Origin of the sequence: Acidithiobacillus sp. (assembly GCF_023229925.1) — a bacterium.
GTDB lineage: Bacteria > Pseudomonadota > Gammaproteobacteria > Acidithiobacillales > Acidithiobacillaceae > Acidithiobacillus.
Genome location: NZ_JALNYM010000001.1, coordinates 345,865 through 370,132, shown reverse-complemented (window position 1 = coordinate 370,132; position 24,268 = coordinate 345,865). Strand labels below are relative to the sequence as shown.

The following is a 24,268-nucleotide window of genomic DNA, read 5'->3' as shown; positions in this document are numbered from 1 at the left end:
CACAGATGATGAGGAGTTCCAGATGCCCAGTCAACCCAGCGTCGCGTTAGAGCGTTTTCCTAATCCCCACCCTGAGCGCGACTATGTGGTACACATGGATCTGCCCGAATTCACCTGCCTCTGCCCCCTGACCGGGCAACCCGACTTCGCGCACTTTATGCTGGATTTCATTCCGGGTCAGCATAACATCGAGCTGAAATCCCTCAAGCTGTACCTCTGGAGCTTTCGCGACGCGGGCGCCTTTCACGAGGCGATGACCAACCGCATCGCCGACGATCTGATCAGCCTGATCAACCCACGCTATCTGCGCCTGCTGGGACGCTGGTATGTGCGCGGCGGCATCACCACCGATGTGCTCATCGAACATCGCCAACCGGACTGGCAAAATCCGGACCTCCTCAGTCAGTTGCCAACCGTGCGCTGGGCACAACACCAGCCGGGCTACTGACAAGCCGCGGGCAGGCGCCAGCTCGTTGATTCCTGCCGTCCCGATACCGCCACAAACTTCCTTGTTTATTGGTACCACAGTTCGTTATGATAGGTTCTACGGATTTGCGGAAGCATCATTCCATGCAGATTGAGGCACTACTACAGCGGCTTGATAAAGGTGGATATCCTTCACCATCGCGGAGCACTCTGGCGCTCACAGAGCTTTTACAGCAAGATAATGCCGGAATTGCCGATGCCGCAAAGCTGATACGCGTCGATCCTATTCTTACGGCCAAAATCATTAAAATTGCCAACTCAGCCATATATGGCAAATATCGGCGCATCATGGGCATTGAAGAAGCACTCATGCGCATCGGTCTTAAGATGGTAGTACCGCTCGCACTCGGGCTCACACTGGCCAGCAAAACATTTTCTACACCGCCCAATTTTGATTTGCGCAGATTCTGGGCAGGCAGTCTGCTGCGCGCTATCGCCATGCACGCATTGGCTGCCCGTACTGACGAATGGCCTGCCGCAGATGTGTTTACGGTCGGCCTGCTCTGCGAAATCGGCAGCCTATTCATGGCCTGTTCCGCTCCGGCCGAGACTGCGGCGCTGGCATCCCAGAATCTGCCCGTTGCCGCGTTGTTGGATCAGGAAAAGGCACACTTTGGATTTGACCACCGCCAGCTCAGCGCCGCTCTGCTGCGCCACTGGCGCGTCCCGGAAAATATCGTGTTGGCATTGGAGTCCCAGCGAAATATTGCGGATGCAACGAGTAGCGCAGAGCGCACAGGCCGTTTGCATACTCTGCGGGCCATCGTCGAGGACGGCCGGAATATTGCCAGTTGGGTGCTCACAGGTGCTCCCGCCCAATCCATGACGCTGCTTCAAAGTGCCGCAAGAAGCTGGTGGTTTCCTGACGCGCAATTCGAAAGAATGATCAGTGAAATTATTGCCGAATGGGAGGAGATAGCTGATATTTTTGATCAAACCGTCTCTCCCGATTTAGTCCAAAAGCTGGAAGCTTTACGCGAAACACTGATCACCGGTCGACTAAATCCCCAGCCTTCCGTTCCCGGTCCTATATTGCTGGTGGCCAATCAGACCGGAGACCTGGATCTGTTGCAGCAAACACTGAAACCTGAAGGGTACAACGTCATCCGAGCTGACAGTGCCGATGATGCGATTGTTTTGCTATATCAAAAGGCACCGTGCATTATTATTCTAGATTGGGATATGCCAGGAATAACGGGCGCCGAACTCTGCGTGAGATGGCGAAGAGAATTTGGACCCCGCATATACCTGTTGGTTCTTGCCGACACACACCATGGTGATTGTAGCGCTGAGGCCATAGAAGCTGGTGCCAATGACATTATCAGCAAGCCACCTTCTGGCAATATGCTTGTTGCCAAGCTGGCTATTGCTGCACAAATGGTCACTTTTATGGCACGGCTAGAGAATTCCTGCACAGATCTCACGCACCAAAATCACTCCCTACAAGCCCTTGCGAGCAAAGACGTGCTCACTGGGCTTGCTAATCGACGCGGTGCCCAAGAGTTTCTCAGTGAAAACTGGCGACATGCCATACGCCATCAACATCCGTTAAGCTGTATTATGCTGGACATTGACTATTTCAAACAGGTCAATGATGAGCACGGTCATGATGTGGGTGATCGTGTATTACGAGCATTAGGCGGCCTGCTCCTGAAAAATTCTCGGAGCGGTGATCTGATCGCCCGTGTGGGCGGCGAAGAATTTCTCATTCTTTGCCCGCAAAGTGATGAGTTGAAAGCTTCCTTGTACGCTGAACGACTGTGCCAGGAGGCCGCTCAGATGCAAGGCGATTTCCCGCTCATCACGCTCAGCGCAGGGGTAGCGCAAATGCAACCGGACATGGACAATCCAGACGCACTGCTGCGTGCTGCGGATCAGGCGCTCCTTCTTGCAAAACGACGGGGAAGAAGTCAGATAATAATCGCCTCCACACAGCGTAACCCGCGCTGAACCCATCTGCTCAATCGCCCGATTAGAACGCTGGATTGAGGTACCCTGATCTGATGAGCAGGGAGCCCGAGAACAAATTTACCGTGTCCGCCGGGCGGGCATTGTAGCGAGCGCACGTTAGCTTGTGTTAATCTTGGTATGGGCAGTTCTCCTCTTCTTGGACAATGGAAGCCTGCCCCACTTACAAGCACGGTCTGCGCGCAGGGGAATAATGTTTTAAACATCTTGTATTTCAATGATTTTACTATTTGCCCAGGTGGCGAAATCGGTAGACGCAAGGGACTTAAAATCCCTCGGCTTATGCCGTGCCGGTTCGAGTCCGGCCCTGGGCACCAATAAGACCACTCACGTAGCATTCCTATTTGATCCTTTAGCCTTCTCCCTAATTCGGGGCCAGCCTTCAAGCAAGGACTCCATATTATGCAAACTCAGCAAGCTATATCTTCCGCACCCACAAGCCCTGCCCGGAACGTCATCGACGTGCGTGGCATGTCCTATGCGGTGGCCCAACCTCTGGTCTACGCCGCCACGACCCGGCTGGCGGTCGGTCAGCATGTGCAGGTGTTGGCGGACACCGACCCCAGTGCTATGATGCGGGCGGTGGCCTTTCAGTTGCGCGATGCCATCTCCTGGCGTTTTGAGACCGACGGCAAACTCTGGCGGATAGATGTACAACCCCGCGCCGAAGCAGAAGCCAAGGACGTGGTGGACCTGCTAACTTGGGACCACTACCGCCTGGATCGCTTGTTTGCGGACGTGTTAGCCGCAGCCAACGAAAATCGGATCGTGGATGCCGAAGCCATCTTTAAGGATTACTGGATCGGTCTCCGCCGCCACGTCCACTTGGAGAACAATGTCCTCGGGCCGACCTTGGGTGGCGGCGCGGAAAAAGGCCCTCTTGCCGACATGCTCTTTGAGCATGATAGCATCATCGTCCAATCTCGATTGTTGGAAGAAACGCTGCTGGAGAAGGACTATGGCATCTTGCCGGCCCTCTGTGCGGTACTTTCCGGCTCACTCGCCAAGCACGAAAACCGCGAAGAAACCACGCTCTTCCCCATTTGGCAAACCACCGACAACAGCGATCGGGGCCGCGCTGCCGAGTTTCTGGCCCGCGCCAAAGAGTTGCTGGCGGGCGCAGAGGACCAGCAGGTTGACAAGACTTTTTCCTAAGCAACCAGATAGGCGTTGATACTACTGTCCGGACGGTTGGACATCTCAGGCTCCAAGAAAGAAAAGGCCTCGGGCCTGCGGACTAACACAGACGGAATGGATGCCTCCGCCCGGCAGGGCCGGCGGCGGGGTTACCCCTGATAGGCACCCATACGGCGTTGTCCGCGTACTAGTAACCAGCGACCGATCAAAATCAGGATCAACACGCCTGCGGTAATCAGGAAAGCCGCCGCAAATGCAAGCATGTGGGATTCCGCAAAGGGTTCGTTGATGAAGGTCCAGACGACGTAAGTCAGATAACCGATCGGTTCTTTGGTAAACTGGCCATTCCACATGTAATTGGACCAACCCGCTGTATATAACAGAGGAGCGGTTTCTCCCATGGACAGAGCGACTGCGTAGAAAAGCCCCGTCAAAATCGCCGGCGCGGCCCCAGGCAACAGAATGCGCAGCACGACGCGCCCCTCCCCTGCGCCCAGCCCATAACCGGCTTCGCGCACCGCCAGAGGAATATTGGTGAGCGCCAACTCCGTGGAGCGGGCAATGTAGGGTAGCAACATGACGGTCAGGGTGATGATGCCCGCCGCCACAGAGAACTGCCAACCCAGATAAATAACCATGGTGATGTAGCCGACATAGCCCAGTACGATGGATGGTATACCAACCAACACGTCCGAAAGAAAGCGCAGCATTTTTCCGGCGCCGCCATGGCCATGCTCACTCAAATATATGCCGGAGGCAATGCCGATCGGCGCCGCCAGGAGCAACGCTCCGACAGACATGACCATGGTTCCCTCGATAGCGTTTTTAAGACCACCACCAATACCGTTGGTAATATCCGTTAACAATTTTGGGGTCAGCGCCGGCCATGCGTGAATGAGCACGTCTCCGATAATGGAAACGAACATCGCCGCGACAAAAAGAAATGAAAATACGACGAACATCCAGGCAAATGCTGTCATCACGCGTCGTGATAAAGACACTTTGAAGCTTTTCGCGCTTGCTCTGACGCCGATGTTGCGCTCAATCGCCTTGCTCGCCATCAGCGCACCCTCGCCATCCATAACAGTAAACGCGCCGCAAAATTCACCACCACTGTAATGAGCAGCAGCACGAGAGCGATTTCAGAAAGGGCCTCCACGGCCATATTCGTCGGATCCTGCAGCGCGCTGTCCAGTTGCGAGGCAATAAATGCGGCCATGGTGGAGATCGGCGCGTAAATGTTATTAGGCAGATAATTCAGGGCATTACCACTGACCATGAGAACAGCCATAGTTTCTCCCAAGGCCCGACCCAAGGCGAGAATACCCACGCCGATCAATACCGTCTTCAGTTTAGGCAAGGTAATATGCCAGAATACCTCCAGGCGATTTAAACCCAGGCTCAGGCCAGCCTCCTTCAATTCGGGCACGGTCATCCGGATGGACTCGCGCAGGGTGGCAGAAATCAAAGGAATGATCATCACCGCCAGTACAAAAGCCGAGGTGAGCAGCCCATAACCGCTGCCTGGATCACCATTCAGGAAAGGGATAAAAGAAAACGTCTTAGCCATGAAGGGAAAAATCGTCTGCCCAAACAGTGGTACCAGCAGCGCATATCCCCACAATCCGTAAACGACGCTGGGAATGGCCGCCAGCAAGTCCACGAAAAGAGATAAGGGACCGGCCCAGGATTTACGCACTCCTTCACTCAAGAAGTATGCCGCGCCAATGGCAATGGGCATCGCCATCAACATGGCCAGTGCCGAACTGACCACAGTACCGACGACCAAAAACCAAATGCCGTACTTGGCCCCTGGCATAATCTGTGCGCCGTGTACTGTCATCGGGTTACCGTAAAGATTCCCCAAATTCCAGTCGTTGGTCCACAGGAATTGAAATTGATTAAACTGAATGGCGGGCCAGGAATAAACCGCCAAAAAAGCGATCAGTGCAATTAATGAAAGTGGTAAAAAACTGGCTGTGGCGATCAATCCTGCCCTGAACACAGGAATTTTCATTTCAGGAATCTCCCAGCGTCTACAGCATCTGAATAGTCAGCATCAATAATCATAAGAATATACGGAGGGATCCTGCATTGGGTATGGAAAAGCCGGGGACGAACCCCGGCTCCGGCACAATCTTTACTTGATTTCCGCGATCTGTTTGCGGGAAAGCTCCGCAGCACTACCTGGTAGCGGCACAAAATTCACCGCAGTGATGAAGTGTGGCGCATTACCACCCTTCGGATCAATAGCCCAGTTCAGGAACTTGCGCATGCCAGCGGCAACTTCAGCATTGGGCTGGGTCTTGCTAACGATTGCGTACTCGTAGTTGATGATAGGGTAAGAATTAGTACCCGGCGCATAGACCAGGCTGATCCGCTCGTCGGCCGGGGTCTTGTTGACCATTTCACCCGCTGCGGCCTTGGCATTCGCCACCGTCGGCAGCACAAACTTGCCGGCGCGGTTTTCCAGCATGGCCATCCCCAGATGGGCCTCTTCCACCGGCTTCTTCCAACTGATGCCGATATAGGCGATGCCGTAAGGTGTCGTCTTCAGGGCCTGTACCATACCGGGGTTGCCTTCCGCACCGATGCCACCGGGAACCGCCGGCCAGCTCACCGTCGTGCTGTAACCCACGCTATTGCTCCATGCAGGGGTCGTATCAGACAGATAGGTGGTAAAAATGAAGGTGTCGCCGGAACCATCGGTACGATGCACCGGAATAATCTTGTGGTTGGGGAGCTTCACACCGGGATTCAGCTTGGCAATGGCCGCGTCGTTCCAGTTAGTGATTTTGCCGGAATAGATGCCCGCGAGCACCGGACCGGACAGCTTCAGATGCACATTGTTCAGGCCGGGAACATTGTAATTGATCATCTGAATGGAGATGGCCAGCGGGATGTTCAGGATATTGGGATGCTGCTTGATCTGCGCATCGCTCATGTAGGCGTCAGAAGCGCCGATCTGGGCCACACCGGAGATTGCCTCAGCGATGCCGGTACCGCTGCCCGTGCCCTGGGTGGTGATCTGAACACCCGGATTCATCTTGGTGTATACAGGAACCCACAGATTGAAAAGCGGGTACAGCAGCGTGGAGCCGGTTTCCAGCAGCGAGATGGTCGGAGCCGCCGACGCGGGCAGGGCGCACAGGGCGGAAAGGCCCAGCGCGGATAGAATTACAGCGCCTTTGACACTACGCGACACTTCTTTCTTCAAGTGATACAGCATATAAGGCCTCCAAAGATGGCAAATACGTTGATTTACGGCTGACCCATCGAACATCTCGCATACAGATAGCATAAAAATACTATTGCCAGCGAAACTCGAAGAGCAATCTAACATGGCAATATGACACTTTAATGAACCATTTATGACATTTTTATGACAACCAGGATACCGATATCATAATATGGCTCTCAGCAGGCGATGGATATAAGCAAAGCCCGTCAACAGAACGGGCTCCAAGGTGTTTAAACGTAACGACCGACTCCAGCTACCAAGTCAGAATCCGTCCGGCGGCGGCCAGAGACGGTAAAGCAGCGCTCGGATTCATCATAGGAATGGGTTTGGCCAGGTCATCTTTGGTCATGCCGTTGAGTTCCAGCGATTGCAGACAACCGATAATCTGCACGCCGTTGTCCTCAGCCAGTTTCATGAAATCAGCAACGCTCTTGCCACCGGCCATGGGAAATATGGTCTCGGCCTTACCCTTAGCCAGCAATTCCGTGGCTGGGCCAGTAAAATACATCACCACTTTTTGCTCCGCTGCGGCAGCCGTGGCAGCGAGAAAAAAGGCAGAAGGCAGACGCTTGGGATTCTCCGGACCAGTAATAAGGATAATAACGAGATCAGCTGCTTCAGACATTTTATACCTCCTGACGAACGGTGAACGGATAACAGCGCGGGCGCGGGAACCCTTTGCCCGTAACTCTGTGCATTATAGCGCAGGTCACCCGTGATGCCGAATTCGTGCTCAACACGCCAAGGCGATCTTTATGACACTGCTTTTTTATATCCCGCCGTTTCCCTGCTCCGCACCAGAGGGCTACTAGCCCATCGGCCATCTTTGCCGCACTCGCATAACCGTGCACAGTCAACTGACGTTCAATATCATATCCGCCGTTACCCGTCTCGTCCGCCTCAGCGTGGCGGACGGGGAAGCGGTCCCTGACGAATCACCTCCTGACCAAACCAAAAACGCGTGATAGCGGCGGGCAAAACACGGGCAAGGATGGCGACCCCGGCGATACCGATGAGTGCTGTCATCCATTCGTCCACACGCACCTTCGTGCCAGGTCCTGCCCCAATAAAAATTTCCAGCCCTGAGAGCATCGCACCCAGGAGGATGGTCACCGGCCGCCAACCATAAGGCGTCAAGGCCGGAAAAAAGCGGGCAATGGCGCCCAGTGTTATGGCGGCCCAGAGTGCGTACTCGCCGGCCCACACCCAGATCACCTGCGGGTTAACGAGTAGATAACGATTACTTATCCATATCGCCATATAAATGCACACGGCCACCATGGCCCAGCGCCACCAGCCCGAGATGCGCTCTGTCATTCAGTGCTTCCCTTTTCTCGCCTGCGGATCATAGGGATTTTCTCCCTGACGGAAGACCAGACGCAAGGGTACGGATTCCAAATGGAGCGCCCGCCGAAAGGCGCTCTCCAAATAACGCTTGTAAGTACCGGGCAGACGCGTCAGTTGGTTACCGTGAAACACCAAGGTGATGGGGTTTTCTCCCCCCTGATGACAATAACGCAGTTTGATGCGGCGCCCGCCAACCATGGGTGGTTGATGGGTCTCGATCACCTCGGCCAGCGCCCGATTCAGCTCGCCTGTGGAGAAATGGCGGCGAGAATCAATCCATAGCTGATCAATACTCTTATAGAGATCACCCACACCCGTGCCATGCAGGGCGGAAATGGTGTAGATCGGCGCATACTTAATAAAGTCCAGCCGTCTTTCCAGTTCTTGCTTTACCGCCTTGCGCTGTTCGGGCTCCATCCCGTCCCACTTGTTGACCACCACCACAATGGGACGCCCCAGCTCGACCGCCACACCTACCAGGTGGGCGTCCTGCTCGGCGATACCCAGATGCGCATCAAGCACCAGCAGGACCACATCCGCTTCACGCAGTGCACTCAGGGTCTTCAACACGCTGAGCTTTTCAAGCCCTTCGCCCACTCTGGCGCGGCGCCGCATACCCGCGGTATCAATCATGACGTAGGGCTTGCCCTGGCGCTCATAAGGAATGCGGATGCTATCCCGGGTGGTGCCAGGCTCGTCAAAAACGAGGACACGCTTTTCACCCAGCATTGCGTTGACCAGCGTCGATTTGCCCACGTTGGGCCGACCGAGCATGGCAATGCGCGGCCCCTTCCCCGCCGCCTCGGCGGCTTCTTCTTCTGGTGTAGGCAAGTCAGAGAAAATCGCCTCTAACAGCGGTTCAACGCCGTGCCCATGGGCCGCAGAGATAGTGTAGGGTATGCCCAGACCAAGTCGATAAAACTCAGGAAACTCGCTCACAGCGCCTTTCGCGTCCATCTTGTTAACGACCAGATAAATGGATTTACCACTGCGGCGCAGCTCCTCGGCGATTTCTGTATCCTGAGCCGAGAGACCTTCTTTAGCATCTACCAGAAAGCAAATGGCATCGGCCTCAGTAATAGCGAGACGAGTCTGTATGGCCATGGCCGCCACCAAGCCATCCCGCTCTTCCGGCTCAAAACCGCCAGTATCCACCACCAGATACTGGTGCCCCTCAAATTGCGCAGTACCATAGTGGCGATCCCGGGTGAGCCCTGGGAAATCCGCCACCAGGGCCTCGCGGGTGCGCGTCAGGCGATTGAAAAAAGTGGATTTACCCACATTGGGGCGCCCCACCAGGGCGATAACCGCAGTCATGAATGGAGCCTTAGCGCTTTGCCAGCAGAATTCGATACAAGGTGCCCGCATCGCTGAGGGCAAGAATCTGGCCATTTCCCAGACAGGCGGGCGTGCTCTGAATACCGCTGTCGGACAGCCGCGTCTGGCCGATCCGGTGCCCCGTCAGCGGATCAATGACGTAGAGATATCCCGCATTATCCGTCGCCAGCAAGTCACTGCCACACCGACCAAAACCGGTCATGTAGTGCCCACTCAAGTGGTCATTGCGCCAAAGCACATTGCCGGAGCTGGGGTCTACAGAGGATATCCGGCCGTCCGCATCGGCGACAAAAAGATGACCATCGTCCAGCACAGGGGTCTGGTAGACGGACATCGGCACGCTCCAGTTCTGGGTACCCCCCTGCAACGCATAAGCAGCCAGATTCCCCTGATAGGCGGCAGCAATGACCTGATCCTTCGAGATCACCGGGCTTGCAGCCACATCTACCATACGCGCCAATTCATTGCTGCCATGTGCCAAGGCGACCTGCGCCCGCCAGAGCTCTGCACCAGACGACAAACTGAGCGCCACCACCGTTCCATCGGCAAAACCGGCATACACCACCCCGGCATGCACCGTAGGCGTAGCCACTGCGCGCAGGATGAGGGACGGTACATTCACGGAGAACGTCCATTGCACCTTGCCATCTTTAGGGTCAAGTGCCCACAGATGACCATCTACCGTCTGCACCAAAAGATGTCCATCCACAGCGACCACCGGTGTGAGCACTTCAGAACTCAGCTGTACAGCCCAGAGCTTGTGTCCATCTTTGGCGGCAAACGCATAGACTCTGCCCGCATCGGTCCCCGCGTAAACCACACCATCTGCCAGCGTTGGACCACGCACTGTTTTGCCATCCAGACTACGCATCCACATCTGGTGGCCACCTTCCGTCATACTGACCAGGTGACCGGAGGCATCAGCAACTACAATTTGCCCTCTGCCATGTGCAATCACTGTTCCCTGATACGGATTGACTTGCCAAATGCCATAGAGGCGGGACTGCCATTCCGTAGAAAACGATACTTTATCCTGCCCCTTGGCAAGGGGTGGGGGTGCCTTGGGGGCTGGGGTGGAATGGAACCAGGACATGATGCCACAGCCGTTTAACAGGATCGCCAGGAAACCCAACACCATCAGACGCCAGGAGGAGAAGAGGGAAATTCGCAAGGTCATGGCGCCACTCCGATATTAGCCATCTTCATCTGCAGGTAGTTGCGGTAAGGATCAACGGCTGGAAGCGCGGCTATAGCCGACTGATAAGCCCGCATAGCTTGACCGTCCTGATGGAGTGCCACATAGGCGTCCCCCTGGATTTCATCCTGCAGGGTGGCGAAAGCCGCATCCGGCACCTTCAGTAAACCCAGTGCCTTTTGTGCCTGTTTCTGTTCCACATAGAGCCGGGCCAGACTGAGCCTCGCCATACTCTTCAGGCCCCTCGGGGCACTTTCGCTTTGGATGACGATATTCAGCTCCGTTTCCGCCGCGGGGATATGGCCGCCTTCACTGTCCATACGCGCCAAAAAAAAGTGGGCGAAAGTGGCGTAGGGCGTGCGCCCATATTGATGTACCAGGGTATCCGCACTGGCGCGTGCCGTACTGGTCTGCCCGGCGACGAGGGTATCCACCAGTTCATTATAAAGTACGGCAGCATGTTGCATTTGATGGCGTTGGTATTTTTCGTAGCCGAAAAAACCCATTGCCGCAAGCAGTACAATAATGGTGCCCGCGATGAGGGAGATTCGATGGCGATAAAGGACTTCGGAGAGTTGTGGACCGGTCACGATGGGGTTCTGGCTGTGGCAAAATTGCGTACAGTATGGGGGGCAGACTGCGGGAAATCAACGCCAAGGCAGCGCAGACCCGTGTGCAATGCGTCAAGATTACCCTGCCAGTGGCCCTCCCCGCCCTGTTCCTTAAGGATCAGCGCCGCACCAGTAAGTTGTTCCGCGCCGATAATGGCCTGGAATCTGGCGCGGGAACGTTCTGCCTGCTTCAGAATGTTCTTGAAGTTGGCGGGGCCGCCAGTGACGACGGAGATGCCTTCGTCGCGCAATTTCTCGGCAATTTGCCACGCGCGGGCAACCGCAGCATCCTCCAGGGCGCCAATAAATAGCAAAGGATGGGGTGCCTCTACCCCCCTCCCCTGCAGCACCTGTAAAGCGAGTAATCTTTCGAGCCCTACGGCAAATCCGATCGCCGGTGTGTCGGCACCACCCAACTGGGCGACCAAGCCATCATAACGACCACCGGCCAGTACCGTGCCTTGCGCACCAAGCACATCGGTCACCCATTCGAAGACCGTGCGGTTATAGTAATCCAGGCCGCGTACTAGGCTATGATTGAGTTGGTAAGGGATATCGAGCGCTGTCAGCAGCGACTGCAACAGGGCGAAATGGGCTGCAGAGTCTTCGTCCAAATGGTCCGCCAGATGCGGGGCCGCGTGTGCGACGTTCTGACAAGTGGGTACTTTGCAGTCCAGCACGCGAAGCGGGTTGCGTTCCATACGCTCCTGACAGTCGGCACAAAGTTCCGCACGTCTCGGGCGCAGATAGCCCAGGAGCAAGGCTCTGTAATTGGCACGTGCTACTGGACTCCCCAGAGAATTGATCTGCAACGAAGCAGTAACACCAGCCGTCCGCAAAATTCGCGCCGACAGGGCGATAACCTCCGCATCGGTACTCGCCGCCGACAGCCCGAAAACCTCCACACCCAGTTGGTAAAACTGCCGATAGCGGCCCTTTTGCGGCCGCTCATGACGAAACATCGGCCCCATATAATAATAACGCGGGGTCTGGCCGCGCATGCTCTGGGCCTGAATTGCGGCACGCACGCACCCCGCCGTCCCCTCCGGTCGCAGGGTGAGACTATCCCCATTGCGGTCGGCAAAGGTATACATCTCTTTCTGGACGATATCGGTCACATCGCCGATGGCGCGAGCAAACAGTTCCGTCGATTCCACGAGTGGCAAACGCACTTCGCCGTAGGCGTAGAGTGCCAGCAGCGTCCGCAGGTCCCTTTCCAGTGCCTGCCAACCCGCGCTCTCTTCCGGAAAAATATCATTCATACCACGCACGGCCTGCAGCGTTTTACTCGCCATGCATACTCGCCGTTTTCAGCATACGGAAGCCTCAGGCATCATGTCGCGCTGCCTGCCGCTCGGCGATTTCCGCGCGAATGCGCTTTTCCAGCACATCGACGATGTCGTTGTTCTCCACCCGGTCGACCTGCTTGCCGCGATAGTAGAGGATGCTGCGTTTATCACCACCGGCCAGGCCGATATCGGCCTCTTTCGCCTCGCCAATGCCGTTGACTACGCAGCCGATCACCGAGACATCCATGGGTTCGAGTATGTCTTCCAGACGCGCTTCCAGGGCGTTGATGGTGGTGATTACGTCAAACTCCTGACGGGAACAGGACGGACAGGCGATCAGATTAATGCCTTTCTGGCGCAAGTGCAGACTTTTCAGAATATCGAAGCCGACACGAATTTCCTCGACAGGATCCGCCGCGAGGGAAATCCGGATGGTATCGCCGATCCCGTCCCGCAGGAGCAGGCCCAGCCCGATGGCGGATTTGACGGTGCCGGAGCGCAGACCGCCTGCTTCGGTAATCCCTAGGTGCAGCGGGTAGTCCACCTTTTCCGAGAGTAGCCGGTATGCGTTTACAGCGAGAAAAACATCGGAGGCCTTAACGCTGATCTTCACGTCGTGAAAATTTAACTCGTCGAGAATGCTGACATGGCGCAAGGCAGACTCCACCAGTGCTTCCGGCGTCGGCTCCCCGTACTTCTCCTGAATATCCTTTTCCAGCGACCCGGCGTTGACACCGATACGGATAGGGATGCCCTTGTCCCTGGCCATTTCCACCACCAGCCGGGTTTTGTCCAGAGAGCCGATATTTCCGGGGTTGATGCGCAGGCCATCGACGCCATCTGCCATCACCTGCAAAGCTATGCGGTGATCGAAATGGATGTCGGCAACCAGAGGGGTTTCCACCTGGCTGCGGATGGCTTTGAAGGCCTCAGCAGCATCCATGCTCGGTACCGACACCCGGACGATATCGGCACCTACTGCCTCCAGGCGCCGGATTTGCGCAACCGTGGCTGCGACGTCGCGGGTCTCCGTATTGGTCATGCTTTGCACGCTGATCGGTGCATCGCCGCCAATCGCTACCTTGCCAACGTGAATTTGCCGGGTCTTACGACGCCGAATGGGAGATTCATGGTGCATGGAAAACCTCGCTGGAAACGGCTGCGGTACTGGATACCGCAACGGGTGATGAAACCGCACTGGCTACTGGTTGTGCGGGGGATGACGCCGCACTGTGGGTATCGGCTATAACGTGCGCGCCCCCGACAGGAGCACTGAAGGCTGGTGCGCTACCGATCTGCAATCTGGCCACATCCAGCGCATTGGATGGCAATGGCACCGGCTTATTGTTATAACTGATGACAACAGCGCTGGCTTTTCCTACCAGGACGTGATATGGCGGAGTGCCGGAATCAACACGCAAGATATCGCCACGACGTCCCAGGACAGCCAACAAGGTTTTCCCGGAGGAGTCCTTGACCTGCACCCAACAGTCCGCGCTGAACTGAAACGCCAGCCCATGATTCGTCGCTAGGGCTACAGATTGGGTTGCTGCGACTGGCGCAGCGGACTGGCTGAGCGCTACCGTCTGGTTCCGAGCCACGGTATTCGGCACCAAGGCGACGGATGATGCGCTGGGCGCAACCGTCGCCGAAGCCGTCGGTTGCATCTCCACCGCCGGCGATGCTTTCGTGCTAGGCAAGCTCTGCGCCTGCTGCTGACTCCAGAACCACCAGGCTGCCACAATAACGGCTATCACAATCCACACGGAAAAAAACAACATGCGTCGACTATAATCCAGCAACGGGCCTTCATTGCTGGGCAGCACGTTTTTCGATGGGTGTAGCCCTGAACCCTCATTGGAGGCGTCATAGGTCTTCAGAAGAGGTTCCGGATTCAGGTCCAGCAGACGCGCATAATTCTTCAGAAAACCACGTGCGAAGGCCGCGCCGGGCAGCGCGGTGTAGTCTCCTTCTTCCAAACCTTTCACCTGTGCCTCAGTGATATGCAATCGCTCGGCGACTTGGCGAAGGCTCCAGCCATGTCCCTCCCGCGCCACCCGTAAGTCCTGATAAATCCCGCTTTCTATTGTTGGTTCCATGGCTTCGCCGCCTCAACCGTTTTGCAGCAATAATTGCTGCGCTCGCTTACCCGCTGCGGAATAGGGCGAAGCCGTCACGCAACGCTGCCAAAAAGACTGGGCCTGCGTTGTTCGCCCCTGTTGGGCGGCGACTTGCCCCGCCAGCAAAAGTGCATTGGCGTTATCGGGTTCTTGTGCCAGGACCACCTGCAAGTGCGCGAAAGCAGCATCTGCTTTACCATCCTTAAAATCCAGCTCGGCGAGCATTTGCAAAGCGGGCGGATAGTTGGGTACCAGATAAAGTGCACGGTTCAGGGCATCGCGTGCCGCCGACAAGTCATTGAGCCCTGCGTAAGCCTGTGCGAGGTTGGTCCAGGCAAACTGCGGCGTACTATACAAAGGATCAGCCGTGGCCCGTTTCAAGTCGACGAGTGCTTCCGCATAACTACCGGACTTGACGAGAAAAGCACCATAATTATTGAGGTACTCGGGATTTTTTGAATCTATAGAGAGTGCCTTGCGGAAGGCAGCGCGTGCTAATTCATTCTGCTGCAACTGCGCATACGCCAATCCCATGACATTATATGCGTCAGCATAATTGCCGTTATCGGAGATCGCCAACTGCAATTCGCGGATCGCCTGCCGGGGATGGCCATCCTGCAAATAAGCCGCACCAAGAGCGGTATAGATGCCCGCCTTGGCCTTATCGGTGTTAGTGGCGGCCGGCTTGAAGCCTGAAGAGGAGACATTGGCCTTGTGCTCGTGCGCAATATACGCGGCCATTTGCTGGTCAGGTGTCAGCTCCGCCCCTTTTTCGCCAAAGAGCCCGCACCCACTCAGCAGCAGGGCGCCAATAGCCAATCCCAAAAGCGTTCTCATGAATGCAGCGCCAAGGGAACACTGCGCCGACCGTCGTGTACCTGTCCAGCCAATTGGCCGCAGGCGGCGGCGATGTCATCGCCACGGGGCCGGCGCGTAACCGTCATCACGTCGCCCCGCAGGATAATGTTGCGGAAAGCATCGATACGCGCTTGTGGTGATCGTTTATAACCCGAACCGGGAAAAGGATTAAAGGGGATTAAATTTACCATGGCAGGGATATCTCGCAGTAAGCGGAGGAGTTCCCTGGCATGGGTATCGGCATCATTGATACCATCCAGCATCACATATTCGAAGGTGATGCGGCGTCGGGGCGGCAAGGGATAGCGGCGACAGGCAGCGAGCAACTCCGCCAGCGGATAGTGGCGGTTTACTGGCACGAGAACATCGCGGATATCGTCGCGGCTGGCATGCAAACTGATGGCCAGATTGACTGGGCTTTCCGCACCTAGCCGATCCATGCCGGGCACCACACCTGCCGTGCTGACCGTAATACGTCGCGCGCCAAGGCCGTAAGCGTAATCATCGCGCAACAAATTCAGCGCCGGTAACACCTGGCGTAAATTGAGCAGCGGTTCGCCCATACCCATGAAGACGATATTGGTGATAGCATCCAGGCCCAACAAGCGGCGCGCCACGCGCACCTGCGCAATGATTTCGTGGGTTTCCAGGTTACGGCTCAGCCCTTGCGCGCCGGTGGCACAGAAACTGCAAGCCAGCGAACAGCCCACCTGAGAAGAAATACACAGCGTGCCACGATCATCTTCAGGAATAAAAACCGTTTCTATGGCATTGCCATCGGGCAGCGCGAGCAGCCATTTACGCGTGCGGTCTGCCGCCAGTTGGTCAGCGATAATTTCCGGCGCGTCGATGCGGGTTTCTGCGGCGAGACGCGCGCGGAGGGCTTTACTGATGTTGGTCATGGCCGCGAAATCCGTTACCTGACGGGTATGCAGCCATTGCAAAATCTGGTTGGCACGAAAGGGGGACTCTCCCCAGGTACGCAGCAATTCAGCGAGGGACTGGCGATCCAGTCCCAGCAGATGTGGCCGTTCGGCCGGAGCAACTACCGAAGAATCGCCCATCATTCAGCGCGAAAAAATCTCCCGTTGACCAAAAAAGTAACTGATTTCCCATGCTGCGGTCTCAGCACTGTCTGAGCCATGCACGGCATTGGCGTCAATGCTGTCAGCAAAATCAGCACGAATCGTCCCTGCAGCGGCATCTTTGGGGTTGGTGGCGCCCATCAAGTCACGGTTTTTGGCAATGGCGCCCTCGCCTTCCAGTACCGAAACCACTACCGGACCACTGCACATGAAGTCGCACAACTCACCGTAAAACGGTCGTGCTTTATGTACCGCATAAAAACCACCTGCCTCATCACGGCTGAGGTGCATCATCTTCGTGGCAGCGACACGCAGGCCTGCCTGTTCGAAGCGACCAAGAATGGCGCCGATGGCATTTTTTCGAACGGCGTCGGGTTTGATGATGGAAAGAGTGCGCTCAACAGCCATAATATCCTCAATGGGGGCAAAAGTCAGAGTGGGCATAGGCTAGCATTCTGCGTATTCGCTGGCAATCCGGCGCGCGGAAGTTGAGTGTCAGGACTGCGCAGAATCCTGCTGCCCGGATCGGGTGACCATCTGCAACAGCAGAGAGGATGCGTCGTCGCTGGATGGATCGAGATAATAATGCGCCGATTCCCTCTTAAACCATGTATCCTGGCGCTTGGCCAGTTGGCGGGTCGCCGCCAGTGCCGCCTGGTAAGCTTCTGCGGCGCTGCAGAGGCCGTCATGCCAGGCGAAATATTGGCGGTAACCCACGGCGCGCATGGCGGGTAACTCCGGCGCGTAGTGACGCGCGCGCAGGTCGGCAATTTCGTCCAGAAATCCTGCGTTCAGCATGATGTCAAAGCGCTGTGTGATACGCTGATGCAGCCAGCTTCTTGGCGGACGCAGGATGATTTTGCAGAGCGGGCCGGGGAACGCACCCCGCCAGCCGCGCGACCCGCTGATCGCTTGCCCTGAACCGAGGATGATTTCCAAGGCGCGTTGAATGCGTTGCCGGTCATGGGGGGCGATACCCGCAGCGGTTTCCGGATCCAGGGTCGCGAGGCGCTGGTGTAGTGCGGGCCATCCCGCCGTCTCTGCTGCCGCCATCAGACTCTGGCGCAAGGTGGGATCGGCGGGGGGTAGCGCATCAATGCCGCGCTCCAGCGCGCGAAAATATAGGCCTGTGCCACCGACCAGCAGCGGGATGCGACCGCGCTCCCGAGCCAGTGTAATGCGGCGCAGGGCATCTTCGTGAAACAGGCCCGCCGAATAAGGCTCGTCGGGCTCCCGGATATCGACCAGCGCGTGGGGATATTGCCGGCGCAGGGCGAGGCTGGGTTTGGCACTGCCGATATCGAAATGACGATATACCAGTAACGAATCAACACTGATAATCTCCACGGGCAGCGCATCCGCAAGACTCAGGGCCAACTCGGTTTTGCCGCTGGCGGTCGGACCCATCAGAAAAATGGCGGGAATCATCGCCCGCGCAGAAAAAGGCGGTCGAGATCGGCCAGCGAGAAATGCACCACCGTCGGCCGACCGTGATTGCATTGACCGAAACGCGGAGTGGTCTCCAGTTGGCGCAACAGACTGTTCATCTCTTCGAGGTTGAGGCGGCGACTCGTTTTAATGGCGGCACGGCAGGCCATGTTGGCGAGGACAGCGTCGCCATCTCCTTCGGCCCAGACAGGCTCTTCAGCGAGGAGCTCAGACACGATCTGCCCATAGGTGGTGGCCGCAACAGCTTTGGGGGCCGCATGAATGGCTAGTGTGCCAGGTCCGGCGACGCTAATTTCCAGCCCCACTGCTTGCAGATCGGTCTGTCGCTCGTCGAAGCGCGCCATTTGCGCAGCCGTTAGATGCACATATTCCGGAATAATAAATGACTGTTTATCATGTTGTTGCGACGCATTCTTCATCTTCTCATAGAGAATGCGCTCGTGGGCAGCGTGCTGGTCGACGAGGATCAAGCCCTCACTATTTTGGGCGAGGATGAAACGGGCGTGAATCTGTGCCACAGCCTGGCCAAGGGGGTAATTGGGCGCCAATTCCTCAAACCCGGCAACCTGTACCTCTGCTGTGGGCACAGGGGACGTGGCATTAGCCACCAGACGTTCCCAGTAAGCGCCTGCCCCATCCCATACGGCGCTCAGCGGCCGCTGGGTCGGATAGGTGGCGGGCGCCGAACTTTGGACCGGTGGCGACGGCCTGGACAAAGGCTGAACCGGTATGGTGACGTGCGGATGCTCTCCACCCTGCTCCGCAATGACTCGCCGCAGAGTATGAAAGAGAAAATCGTGTATCTCGCGGCTGTCGCGAAAACGCACCTCCGCCTTGGCGGGATGTACGTTGACGTCCACCCGCTCTGGCGGCAAAGTCAGATAGAGCACATAAAGCGGGTGGCGGTCCTGAAACAGCACGTCATGATAGGCAGCGCGCAGAGCATGGTTAATCACCGGATCACGAACTGGCCGCCCATTGACGAAAAAATACTGCTCGTCACCACGGGCGCGGTTGTAGGTGGGCAGGCCCAGCCAGCCGCTGAGAGACAAGCCCTGACCCTCCTGTTCGATATACAGCGCATTAGACAAAAAACCTTCCCCCAATACAGTGGCCACGCGCGCCGCCCGACTTTCGGCATCCGTTGCCGCAGGAAATTGCACAAGAGAACGACCATTCTGGGTGAGCTGAAACGCCACCGGGAAGTTGGCCAAAGCAATCTGGCGCAGCACCTTTTGATTGCGCGACAACTCGGCCGCCGGGCTACGCAAAAACTTACGTCGTGCTGGCACGTTAAAAAACAAATCGGCCACACGGACCGTAGTGCCCGGTGCCCTGGCAGATGGCTCGGTCGCGCTAGCGGCACCGCCTATCACCAGCAGACGGGCGGCATGATTCTGGCTGCGCGCGCGCGAAAGTATTTCCAGGCGCGCAACCGAAGCAATGGCGGGCAGGGCTTCGCCACGGAAGCCCATGGTATGAATCGCCTGCAGATCCTCCCAAGTAGCCACTTTACTGGTCGCGTGGCGCTCCAGGGCCAGGGGCAGATCCTCAGCCAGGATGCCAACACCGTCATCTTCCACGCTGAGCAAATCCATCCCACCACCCTCCAGATGGATGGTAATCCGCGTCGCTCCGGCATCCAGGCTGTTTTCCAGAAGTTCTTTCAGAATAGAGGCAGGGCGTTCCACCACCTCGCCAGCGGCAATCTGGTTGGCGAGGGTGCGGTCCAAACGATGAACGCGGGGCACCTGCTCATTCGCCATGGCAGATTTTCCGAGTGGATGCGGGCGTCATGGAAGAGGTCCAGTCCTGAACATGGGGCGGATACCCCGGCCACTCCAGACGGTGACTGCCGTTGTCCAGAATACGGAGGGTGAGTGACAAATCGGCCGCAGGCAGGAAACCCGCACCCCGCTCGGGCCACTCCACGAGCCACAAGGCCGGTTCTGTCAGGTAATCGCGAATACCGATAAATTCCAGCTCCTCCGGCTCTTGCAGACGATACAAATCAAGATGTAGAGCGGGTCCGATGCGGGTCGGATACGATTCCATCAAGGTATAGGTCGGGCTTTTAATGTTCTCGGTAACGCCGAGAGCCTTTAAGATCGCCTGCGCCAAAGTGGTTTTACCGACCCCCAGGTCACCTTCGAGATAAATAACCAAAGGGACATGGATGCTCTGGGCAAACTGTCGGCCCCAGTCCCGGCAGGCTTCAGTATCTGCGAAATCCCAGTGCATCAGATCCCCGGTTCAGGGCTTCAGCAGATGCTGGAGAATGTCCGAACGGCTGACGATACCCAAGAGCTGGCCCTGGCTGTCGATCACCGGCACCGCATGCACGTCTTTCCGCAGGAGTTTCTCGGCGACCGCGTCCGTATCTTCATCGGGGGCTGCGGTAATGAGGTGTGGGTTGGCTAACTGACTGGCCGTCACCGCCGTGACTTTGCGCAGTTCTTCTTCGTATTCATGCATACCACCCAGAGGAATCAGACCATCAAGAATAGTGAGCATGGTCGGCAGATGCACCTTGCGGTGGGCGTCAATCAGATCCCGTTCACCGATCATCCCGATCAGATGACCGTCACCATTTATCACCGGCAGGCTATGATGGCCGGAACTCAGGAGCACATCCCCCACGGTGTCGACTGGGTCGTCAGCCAGCACCGTAACGACCTCGCGGGTCATGATATCTTCGGCCGTTTTCATCAAGATCGTCCTTCCGCCATAGCGTCATATAATACGTTGAGGATAGTGTCTATTTCCGCTGCTGTCACCGACAGCGGGGGGATTATGGTGAGGAGATCGCCGAGAGGGCGGCTGTAAACACCCATTTCCCGTGCCCGCCGGCACACGGCGTATTCGACGCGATCTCCGTAGGGATAGGCGGCATTCGTCCTCGGGTCGCGCAAGGAAATGGCGGCCATCAAACCGAACTGGCGGACCTCTCCTGCCCACGGCTGGCCATGAAAACGCTGTAACCCGACCCGCAACTGGGCGATTTTACCGGGCAAAGCCGCCAACACACCGCCTTCCGCAAAGAGGGCCAGGTTCTCCAGCGCTACCGCACAGGCCAGAGGATTGGCGGTGTAGGTATGCCCATAGTAAAACTGCCGCGCTTCCCCGAAAGGTGCAAGGAAGGCAGCATATATGTGTTCTGCGGCGAGGGTCGCAGCTACCGGCAGGTAACCACCGCTCAGCCCCTTACCCAAGGCCAGCAAATCTGGTTGGACAGACTCCCACTCACAAGAAAAAAGCTTGCCGCTGCGGCCAAAGCCGGTCGCAACCTCATCAATGATCAGCAAGACCTCGTAGGCCCGGCACAGACGTTGCGCACCCGCCAGAATGCCGGGAGGGAAAGGCAATATGCCTGCGGCACCTTGCACCCCGCCCTCTAGGATCAAGGCCGCAATCTCGCCGCCCTGATCCTGGAGCGTCGATTCCAGCGCCGCCAGCCATGCGGCCGTTGCCCGCTCCGGATCTCCCGCGCAGTCTTCCCATTGCAATGCATAGGGGCTCGGTAAGCGCAAAGTCGGGAAGAGGAGACGGCCATATACCTCATGAAACAAGGGGAAGCCGCCCACCGAAACAGCGCCCACGGTGTCACCATGATAAGCATTGTCCAGAGTCAGGAAGAGGCGTTTTTCGGGACGACCCAGATTACACCAGTACTGGGCCGCCATTTTGATGGCCACCTCCACTGCTTCCGACCCATCCTCCGAAAAAAAACAGTGTTGCAGGGAGGCCGGAGTAATTTCTACCAGTGCCCTGGCGAGGCGAATAGCCGGAGGATGGCTCGCGCCAAGCGCCGTGCTGTGCGCGACTTTACCAATCTGCTCGACGAGAGCGGCGTCCAGTCGGGGATGGCGATGGCCGTGGATATTGCACCATAGGCTGGCAATGGCGTCCAGACAACGATGGCCTTCGGTATCGTACACGTAATTGCCTTCTGCACGCTCGATGATCCACGGATCATCGTCGCCATAACACTGCATCTGGGTGAAGGGATGCCAGAAATAACGGCGATCCCATTCCCGCAACACGTCAGCTTCCGTCATGATTTCGCGTTAACTCCTGTAATGCGCGGGGTACTGCCGCCAGGATATCCCTGGCCAACAGGCTGGCTTCGCCCATCTGCGCGGCAGCGAGGTCGCCTGCGCGGGCGTGAAGACACACGCCGAGAGACAAGGCCTTATCTGGGTCCAAATCTTGAGCGAGCAGGCCCGCGAGTATTCCGGTGAGCACATCCCCGCTGCCGCCCGTCGCCATACCGGGATTGCCCAGTGGGCAAAACCAGTGACCGCTACTACCCAGTAACAAACTATGGTGCCCCTTGAGCACCCAATGTCCGCCATAGCGCGCCTGCAAGCGGCAGATGGCCGCGGCACGATCGGCTTGCACGGCGGCGACCGTCCCCCCTAACAGGCGCGCTGCCTCCCCGGGATGTGGGGTAAACAAACGAACCGCATCGGCGACCAGCAGTTCCGGACCAAAGCGCGCCAGGATATTCAGGGCATCGGCGTCCCAGATCTGGGGACAGGACAGCGTACCGATCTCCAGCAAAAGATCATGGGCGGCCAGCCCCTGACCTAAACCAGGGCCAACGGCCAGGACACTTTGATCCGACAAATTATCGAAACGCGCAGGCCAGTCCCGCCAGGTAGCTTCTGGCAGCTGTGCCGCCAAATAAGGGATGGCCGAGGGATGCCCGATGGCCGTCACCAGCCCGGCACCCACCCGATAGGCAGCGGCACAGGCCAGGGCCAATGCTCCGCCCATGCCCGGTCCTCCACCTACCGCGAAAACATGCCCGAAGCTCCCTTTGTGCGCCCGCGGGCTACGCGTCGGCAATGCCGGGACTGTCCGCCAGTTCAGGGCAACAAAGGCTTCATTCATGGTCACGCCCTCTCAATATCCTCTTCAGGGTACGCGCTGACATGGTGCAAGCTCAAATCCGCTCCCGCATACTCCGCCTCGGGATCCAGACGAATCCCGATAAAGTACTTGATGCTGCCGTAGACGATGGCGCTGCCCGCCAGGGCGACCAATACGCCCAGCGAGGTGCCCAACAATTGGGACCAGAAACTGACCCCGCCGGCGCCACCGAGGAACCGATGTCCGAAAACACCGACGGCCAATCCACCCCACACACCGCAAACACCATGGAGCGGCCAGACGCCCAGCACATCATCCAAACGCAGGCGATGCTGCACGAAGGTGAAGAGGTAGACAAAAATAATGCCGGCAATAACGCCGATGGCCAAGGCACCAATGGGTTGCACCACATCGGAACCGGCGCAAATCGCGACCAGACCCGCGAGAGCGCCATTGTGTACAAAGCCCGGATCACCCTTCCCTACCGCCAGTGCCGCCAGCATACCGCCCACCAGCGCCATAAGCGAATTGAGTGCCACCAGACCTTGCACAGCCGTAAGTTGTTGCGCACTCATCACATTAAATCCAAACCAGCCGATGATCAAAATCCAGGAACCCAACGCCAGAAAGGGGATATTGGACGGCGGCATGGCATGCACGGCACCATCTTTTCCGTAACGCCCCTTGCGTGGGCCCAGGAGCCAGACCGCCATCAGCGCCATCCACCCACCCATGGCATGTACCACCACCGAGCCCGCGAAATCATGAAAAGACGCGCCAAAAGCGCTGGCAAACCAAGCCTGAATGCCATAATGATCATTCCAGACGATGCCTTCGTAAAAGGGATAAACCAGCCCCACCAGACAGGCTGTTGCCAGCAGTTGCGGATAAAACCGCGCCCGCTCGGCGATCCCACCGGAAATAATGGCGGGCACTGCGGCAGCGAAGGTGAGCAGGAAAAAAAAACGCACCATCTCAAAACCGTGATTACCCGCAGTCAGGGTCTTCACATCACTAAAAAAGCTGATGCCATAGGCGATATGATAACCCACAAAAAAATAAACGATGGTGGATATACCAAAATCACTGAGAATCTTCACCAGCGCATTCACCTGGCTGCGACGGCGTACCGTACCCAGTTCCAGAAAGGCGAATCCGCCGTGCATGGCAAATACCAGAATGGCGCCCATCAGCAAAAAAAACACATTCCCGCCTGGAGGCGTGGATCCTGTGGCTGTCATGATCGCTGCTTCCTCTCAAATATAATTG

General features: G+C 57.1%; 24 protein-coding genes and 1 tRNA gene. 4 read left to right on the top strand and 21 right to left on the bottom strand.

Features of this window, described 5'->3' with window-relative positions; translation table 11 throughout:
- The first annotated feature begins 22 nt into the window (after positions 1–22).
- The 4 genes from queF to M0P56_RS01935 all read left to right on the top strand — a co-directional run bounded on the left by queF (position 23) and on the right by M0P56_RS01935 (position 3,609).
- Complete coding sequence (queF, locus tag M0P56_RS01950; protein WP_291508366.1) at positions 23–448, top strand: preQ(1) synthase; 426 nt, start codon at positions 23–25, stop codon at positions 446–448.
- 122 nt (positions 449–570) lie between these two features.
- Positions 571–2,436: a diguanylate cyclase gene (locus M0P56_RS01945; protein WP_291508365.1), complete on the top strand. Its 1,866-nt coding sequence runs from the start codon at positions 571–573 to the stop codon at positions 2,434–2,436.
- 250 nt (positions 2,437–2,686) lie between these two features.
- A tRNA-Leu gene (locus M0P56_RS01940) sits at positions 2,687–2,771 on the top strand.
- 85 nt (positions 2,772–2,856) lie between these two features.
- Entirely contained in the window at positions 2,857–3,609 is a 753-nt protein-coding gene (locus M0P56_RS01935; RefSeq protein ID WP_291508364.1) for a hemerythrin domain-containing protein, read from the top strand.
- Between the two features lie 131 nt (positions 3,610–3,740).
- Here the strand turns inward: M0P56_RS01935 and pstA are convergent, their stop codons facing one another.
- From pstA to M0P56_RS01830, 21 genes are all read right to left on the bottom strand, one after another.
- On the bottom strand, positions 3,741–4,652 hold the full coding sequence (pstA, locus tag M0P56_RS01930) for a phosphate ABC transporter permease PstA (RefSeq protein WP_291508363.1): 912 nt from the start codon (positions 4,650–4,652) through the stop codon (positions 3,741–3,743).
- Positions 4,652–5,608 (bottom strand): phosphate ABC transporter permease subunit PstC, encoded by a 957-nt coding sequence (gene pstC, locus M0P56_RS01925; protein ID WP_291508362.1) that lies wholly within the window; start codon positions 5,606–5,608, stop codon positions 4,652–4,654. The genes pstA and pstC overlap by 1 nt, the downstream gene beginning before the upstream one ends.
- A gap of 123 nt (positions 5,609–5,731) precedes the next feature.
- A complete protein-coding gene (gene pstS, locus M0P56_RS01920) occupies positions 5,732–6,820 on the bottom strand; it encodes a phosphate ABC transporter substrate-binding protein PstS (RefSeq protein ID WP_291508361.1) in 1,089 nt (362 codons plus the stop codon).
- Between the two features lie 265 nt (positions 6,821–7,085).
- Complete coding sequence (locus M0P56_RS01915; RefSeq protein ID WP_291508360.1) at positions 7,086–7,457, bottom strand: DsrE family protein; 372 nt, start codon at positions 7,455–7,457, stop codon at positions 7,086–7,088.
- Positions 7,458–7,732: 275 nt separating this feature from the next.
- Positions 7,733–8,149, bottom strand: coding sequence for a hypothetical protein (locus tag M0P56_RS01910; RefSeq protein ID WP_291508359.1), 417 nt, complete (start codon positions 8,147–8,149; stop codon positions 7,733–7,735).
- The gene (der, locus tag M0P56_RS01905) at positions 8,150–9,496 is read right to left on the bottom strand and encodes a ribosome biogenesis GTPase Der (RefSeq protein WP_291508358.1); all 1,347 of its coding nucleotides are present in this window, start codon (positions 9,494–9,496) and stop codon (positions 8,150–8,152) included.
- Between the two features lie 10 nt (positions 9,497–9,506).
- Positions 9,507–10,694, bottom strand: a complete 1,188-nt coding sequence (gene bamB, locus M0P56_RS01900; RefSeq protein WP_291508357.1) for an outer membrane protein assembly factor BamB — start codon at positions 10,692–10,694, stop codon at positions 9,507–9,509.
- On the bottom strand, positions 10,691–11,302 hold the full coding sequence (locus M0P56_RS01895; protein WP_291508356.1) for a tetratricopeptide repeat protein: 612 nt from the start codon (positions 11,300–11,302) through the stop codon (positions 10,691–10,693). Before M0P56_RS01895 ends, bamB begins: the two co-directional genes overlap by 4 nt.
- A complete protein-coding gene (gene hisS / locus M0P56_RS01890) occupies positions 11,299–12,618 on the bottom strand; it encodes a histidine--tRNA ligase (RefSeq protein WP_291508355.1) in 1,320 nt (439 codons plus the stop codon). Before hisS ends, M0P56_RS01895 begins: the two co-directional genes overlap by 4 nt.
- Positions 12,619–12,649: 31 nt before the next feature.
- Complete coding sequence (gene ispG, locus M0P56_RS01885; RefSeq protein WP_291508354.1) at positions 12,650–13,750, bottom strand: flavodoxin-dependent (E)-4-hydroxy-3-methylbut-2-enyl-diphosphate synthase; 1,101 nt, start codon at positions 13,748–13,750, stop codon at positions 12,650–12,652.
- A complete protein-coding gene (locus tag M0P56_RS01880; RefSeq protein WP_291508353.1) occupies positions 13,740–14,711 on the bottom strand; it encodes a RodZ domain-containing protein in 972 nt (323 codons plus the stop codon). The genes ispG and M0P56_RS01880 overlap by 11 nt, the downstream gene beginning before the upstream one ends.
- Positions 14,712–14,723: 12 nt before the next feature.
- Positions 14,724–15,569 (bottom strand): type IV pilus biogenesis/stability protein PilW, encoded by an 846-nt coding sequence (gene pilW / locus M0P56_RS01875; RefSeq protein WP_291508352.1) that lies wholly within the window; start codon positions 15,567–15,569, stop codon positions 14,724–14,726.
- Positions 15,566–16,657: a 23S rRNA (adenine(2503)-C(2))-methyltransferase RlmN gene (rlmN, locus tag M0P56_RS01870; protein WP_291508351.1), complete on the bottom strand. Its 1,092-nt coding sequence runs from the start codon at positions 16,655–16,657 to the stop codon at positions 15,566–15,568. Before rlmN ends, pilW begins: the two co-directional genes overlap by 4 nt.
- Positions 16,658–17,083 (bottom strand): nucleoside-diphosphate kinase, encoded by a 426-nt coding sequence (ndk, locus tag M0P56_RS01865; protein ID WP_291509246.1) that lies wholly within the window; start codon positions 17,081–17,083, stop codon positions 16,658–16,660.
- Between the two features lie 87 nt (positions 17,084–17,170).
- A complete protein-coding gene (gene miaA / locus M0P56_RS01860) occupies positions 17,171–18,103 on the bottom strand; it encodes a tRNA (adenosine(37)-N6)-dimethylallyltransferase MiaA (RefSeq protein WP_291508350.1) in 933 nt (310 codons plus the stop codon).
- Positions 18,100–19,890 carry a DNA mismatch repair endonuclease MutL gene (gene mutL / locus M0P56_RS01855; protein ID WP_291508349.1) on the bottom strand — a complete coding sequence of 597 codons (1,791 nt, stop codon included), beginning with the start codon at positions 19,888–19,890 and terminating at the stop codon, positions 18,100–18,102. The genes miaA and mutL overlap by 4 nt, the downstream gene beginning before the upstream one ends.
- Positions 19,880–20,365, bottom strand: a complete 486-nt coding sequence (gene tsaE / locus M0P56_RS01850; RefSeq protein WP_291508348.1) for a tRNA (adenosine(37)-N6)-threonylcarbamoyltransferase complex ATPase subunit type 1 TsaE — start codon at positions 20,363–20,365, stop codon at positions 19,880–19,882. Before tsaE ends, mutL begins: the two co-directional genes overlap by 11 nt.
- 12 nt (positions 20,366–20,377) lie before the next feature.
- The gene (locus M0P56_RS01845) at positions 20,378–20,833 is read right to left on the bottom strand and encodes a CBS domain-containing protein (RefSeq protein WP_291508347.1); all 456 of its coding nucleotides are present in this window, start codon (positions 20,831–20,833) and stop codon (positions 20,378–20,380) included.
- Entirely contained in the window at positions 20,833–22,182 is a 1,350-nt protein-coding gene (bioA, locus tag M0P56_RS01840) for an adenosylmethionine--8-amino-7-oxononanoate transaminase (protein WP_291508346.1), read from the bottom strand. Before bioA ends, M0P56_RS01845 begins: the two co-directional genes overlap by 1 nt.
- Positions 22,169–23,020 carry an NAD(P)H-hydrate dehydratase gene (locus tag M0P56_RS01835; RefSeq protein WP_291508345.1) on the bottom strand — a complete coding sequence of 284 codons (852 nt, stop codon included), beginning with the start codon at positions 23,018–23,020 and terminating at the stop codon, positions 22,169–22,171. Before M0P56_RS01835 ends, bioA begins: the two co-directional genes overlap by 14 nt.
- A gap of 2 nt (positions 23,021–23,022) precedes the next feature.
- On the bottom strand, positions 23,023–24,240 hold the full coding sequence (locus M0P56_RS01830) for an ammonium transporter (protein ID WP_291508344.1): 1,218 nt from the start codon (positions 24,238–24,240) through the stop codon (positions 23,023–23,025).
- Positions 24,241–24,268 lie beyond the last annotated feature (28 nt).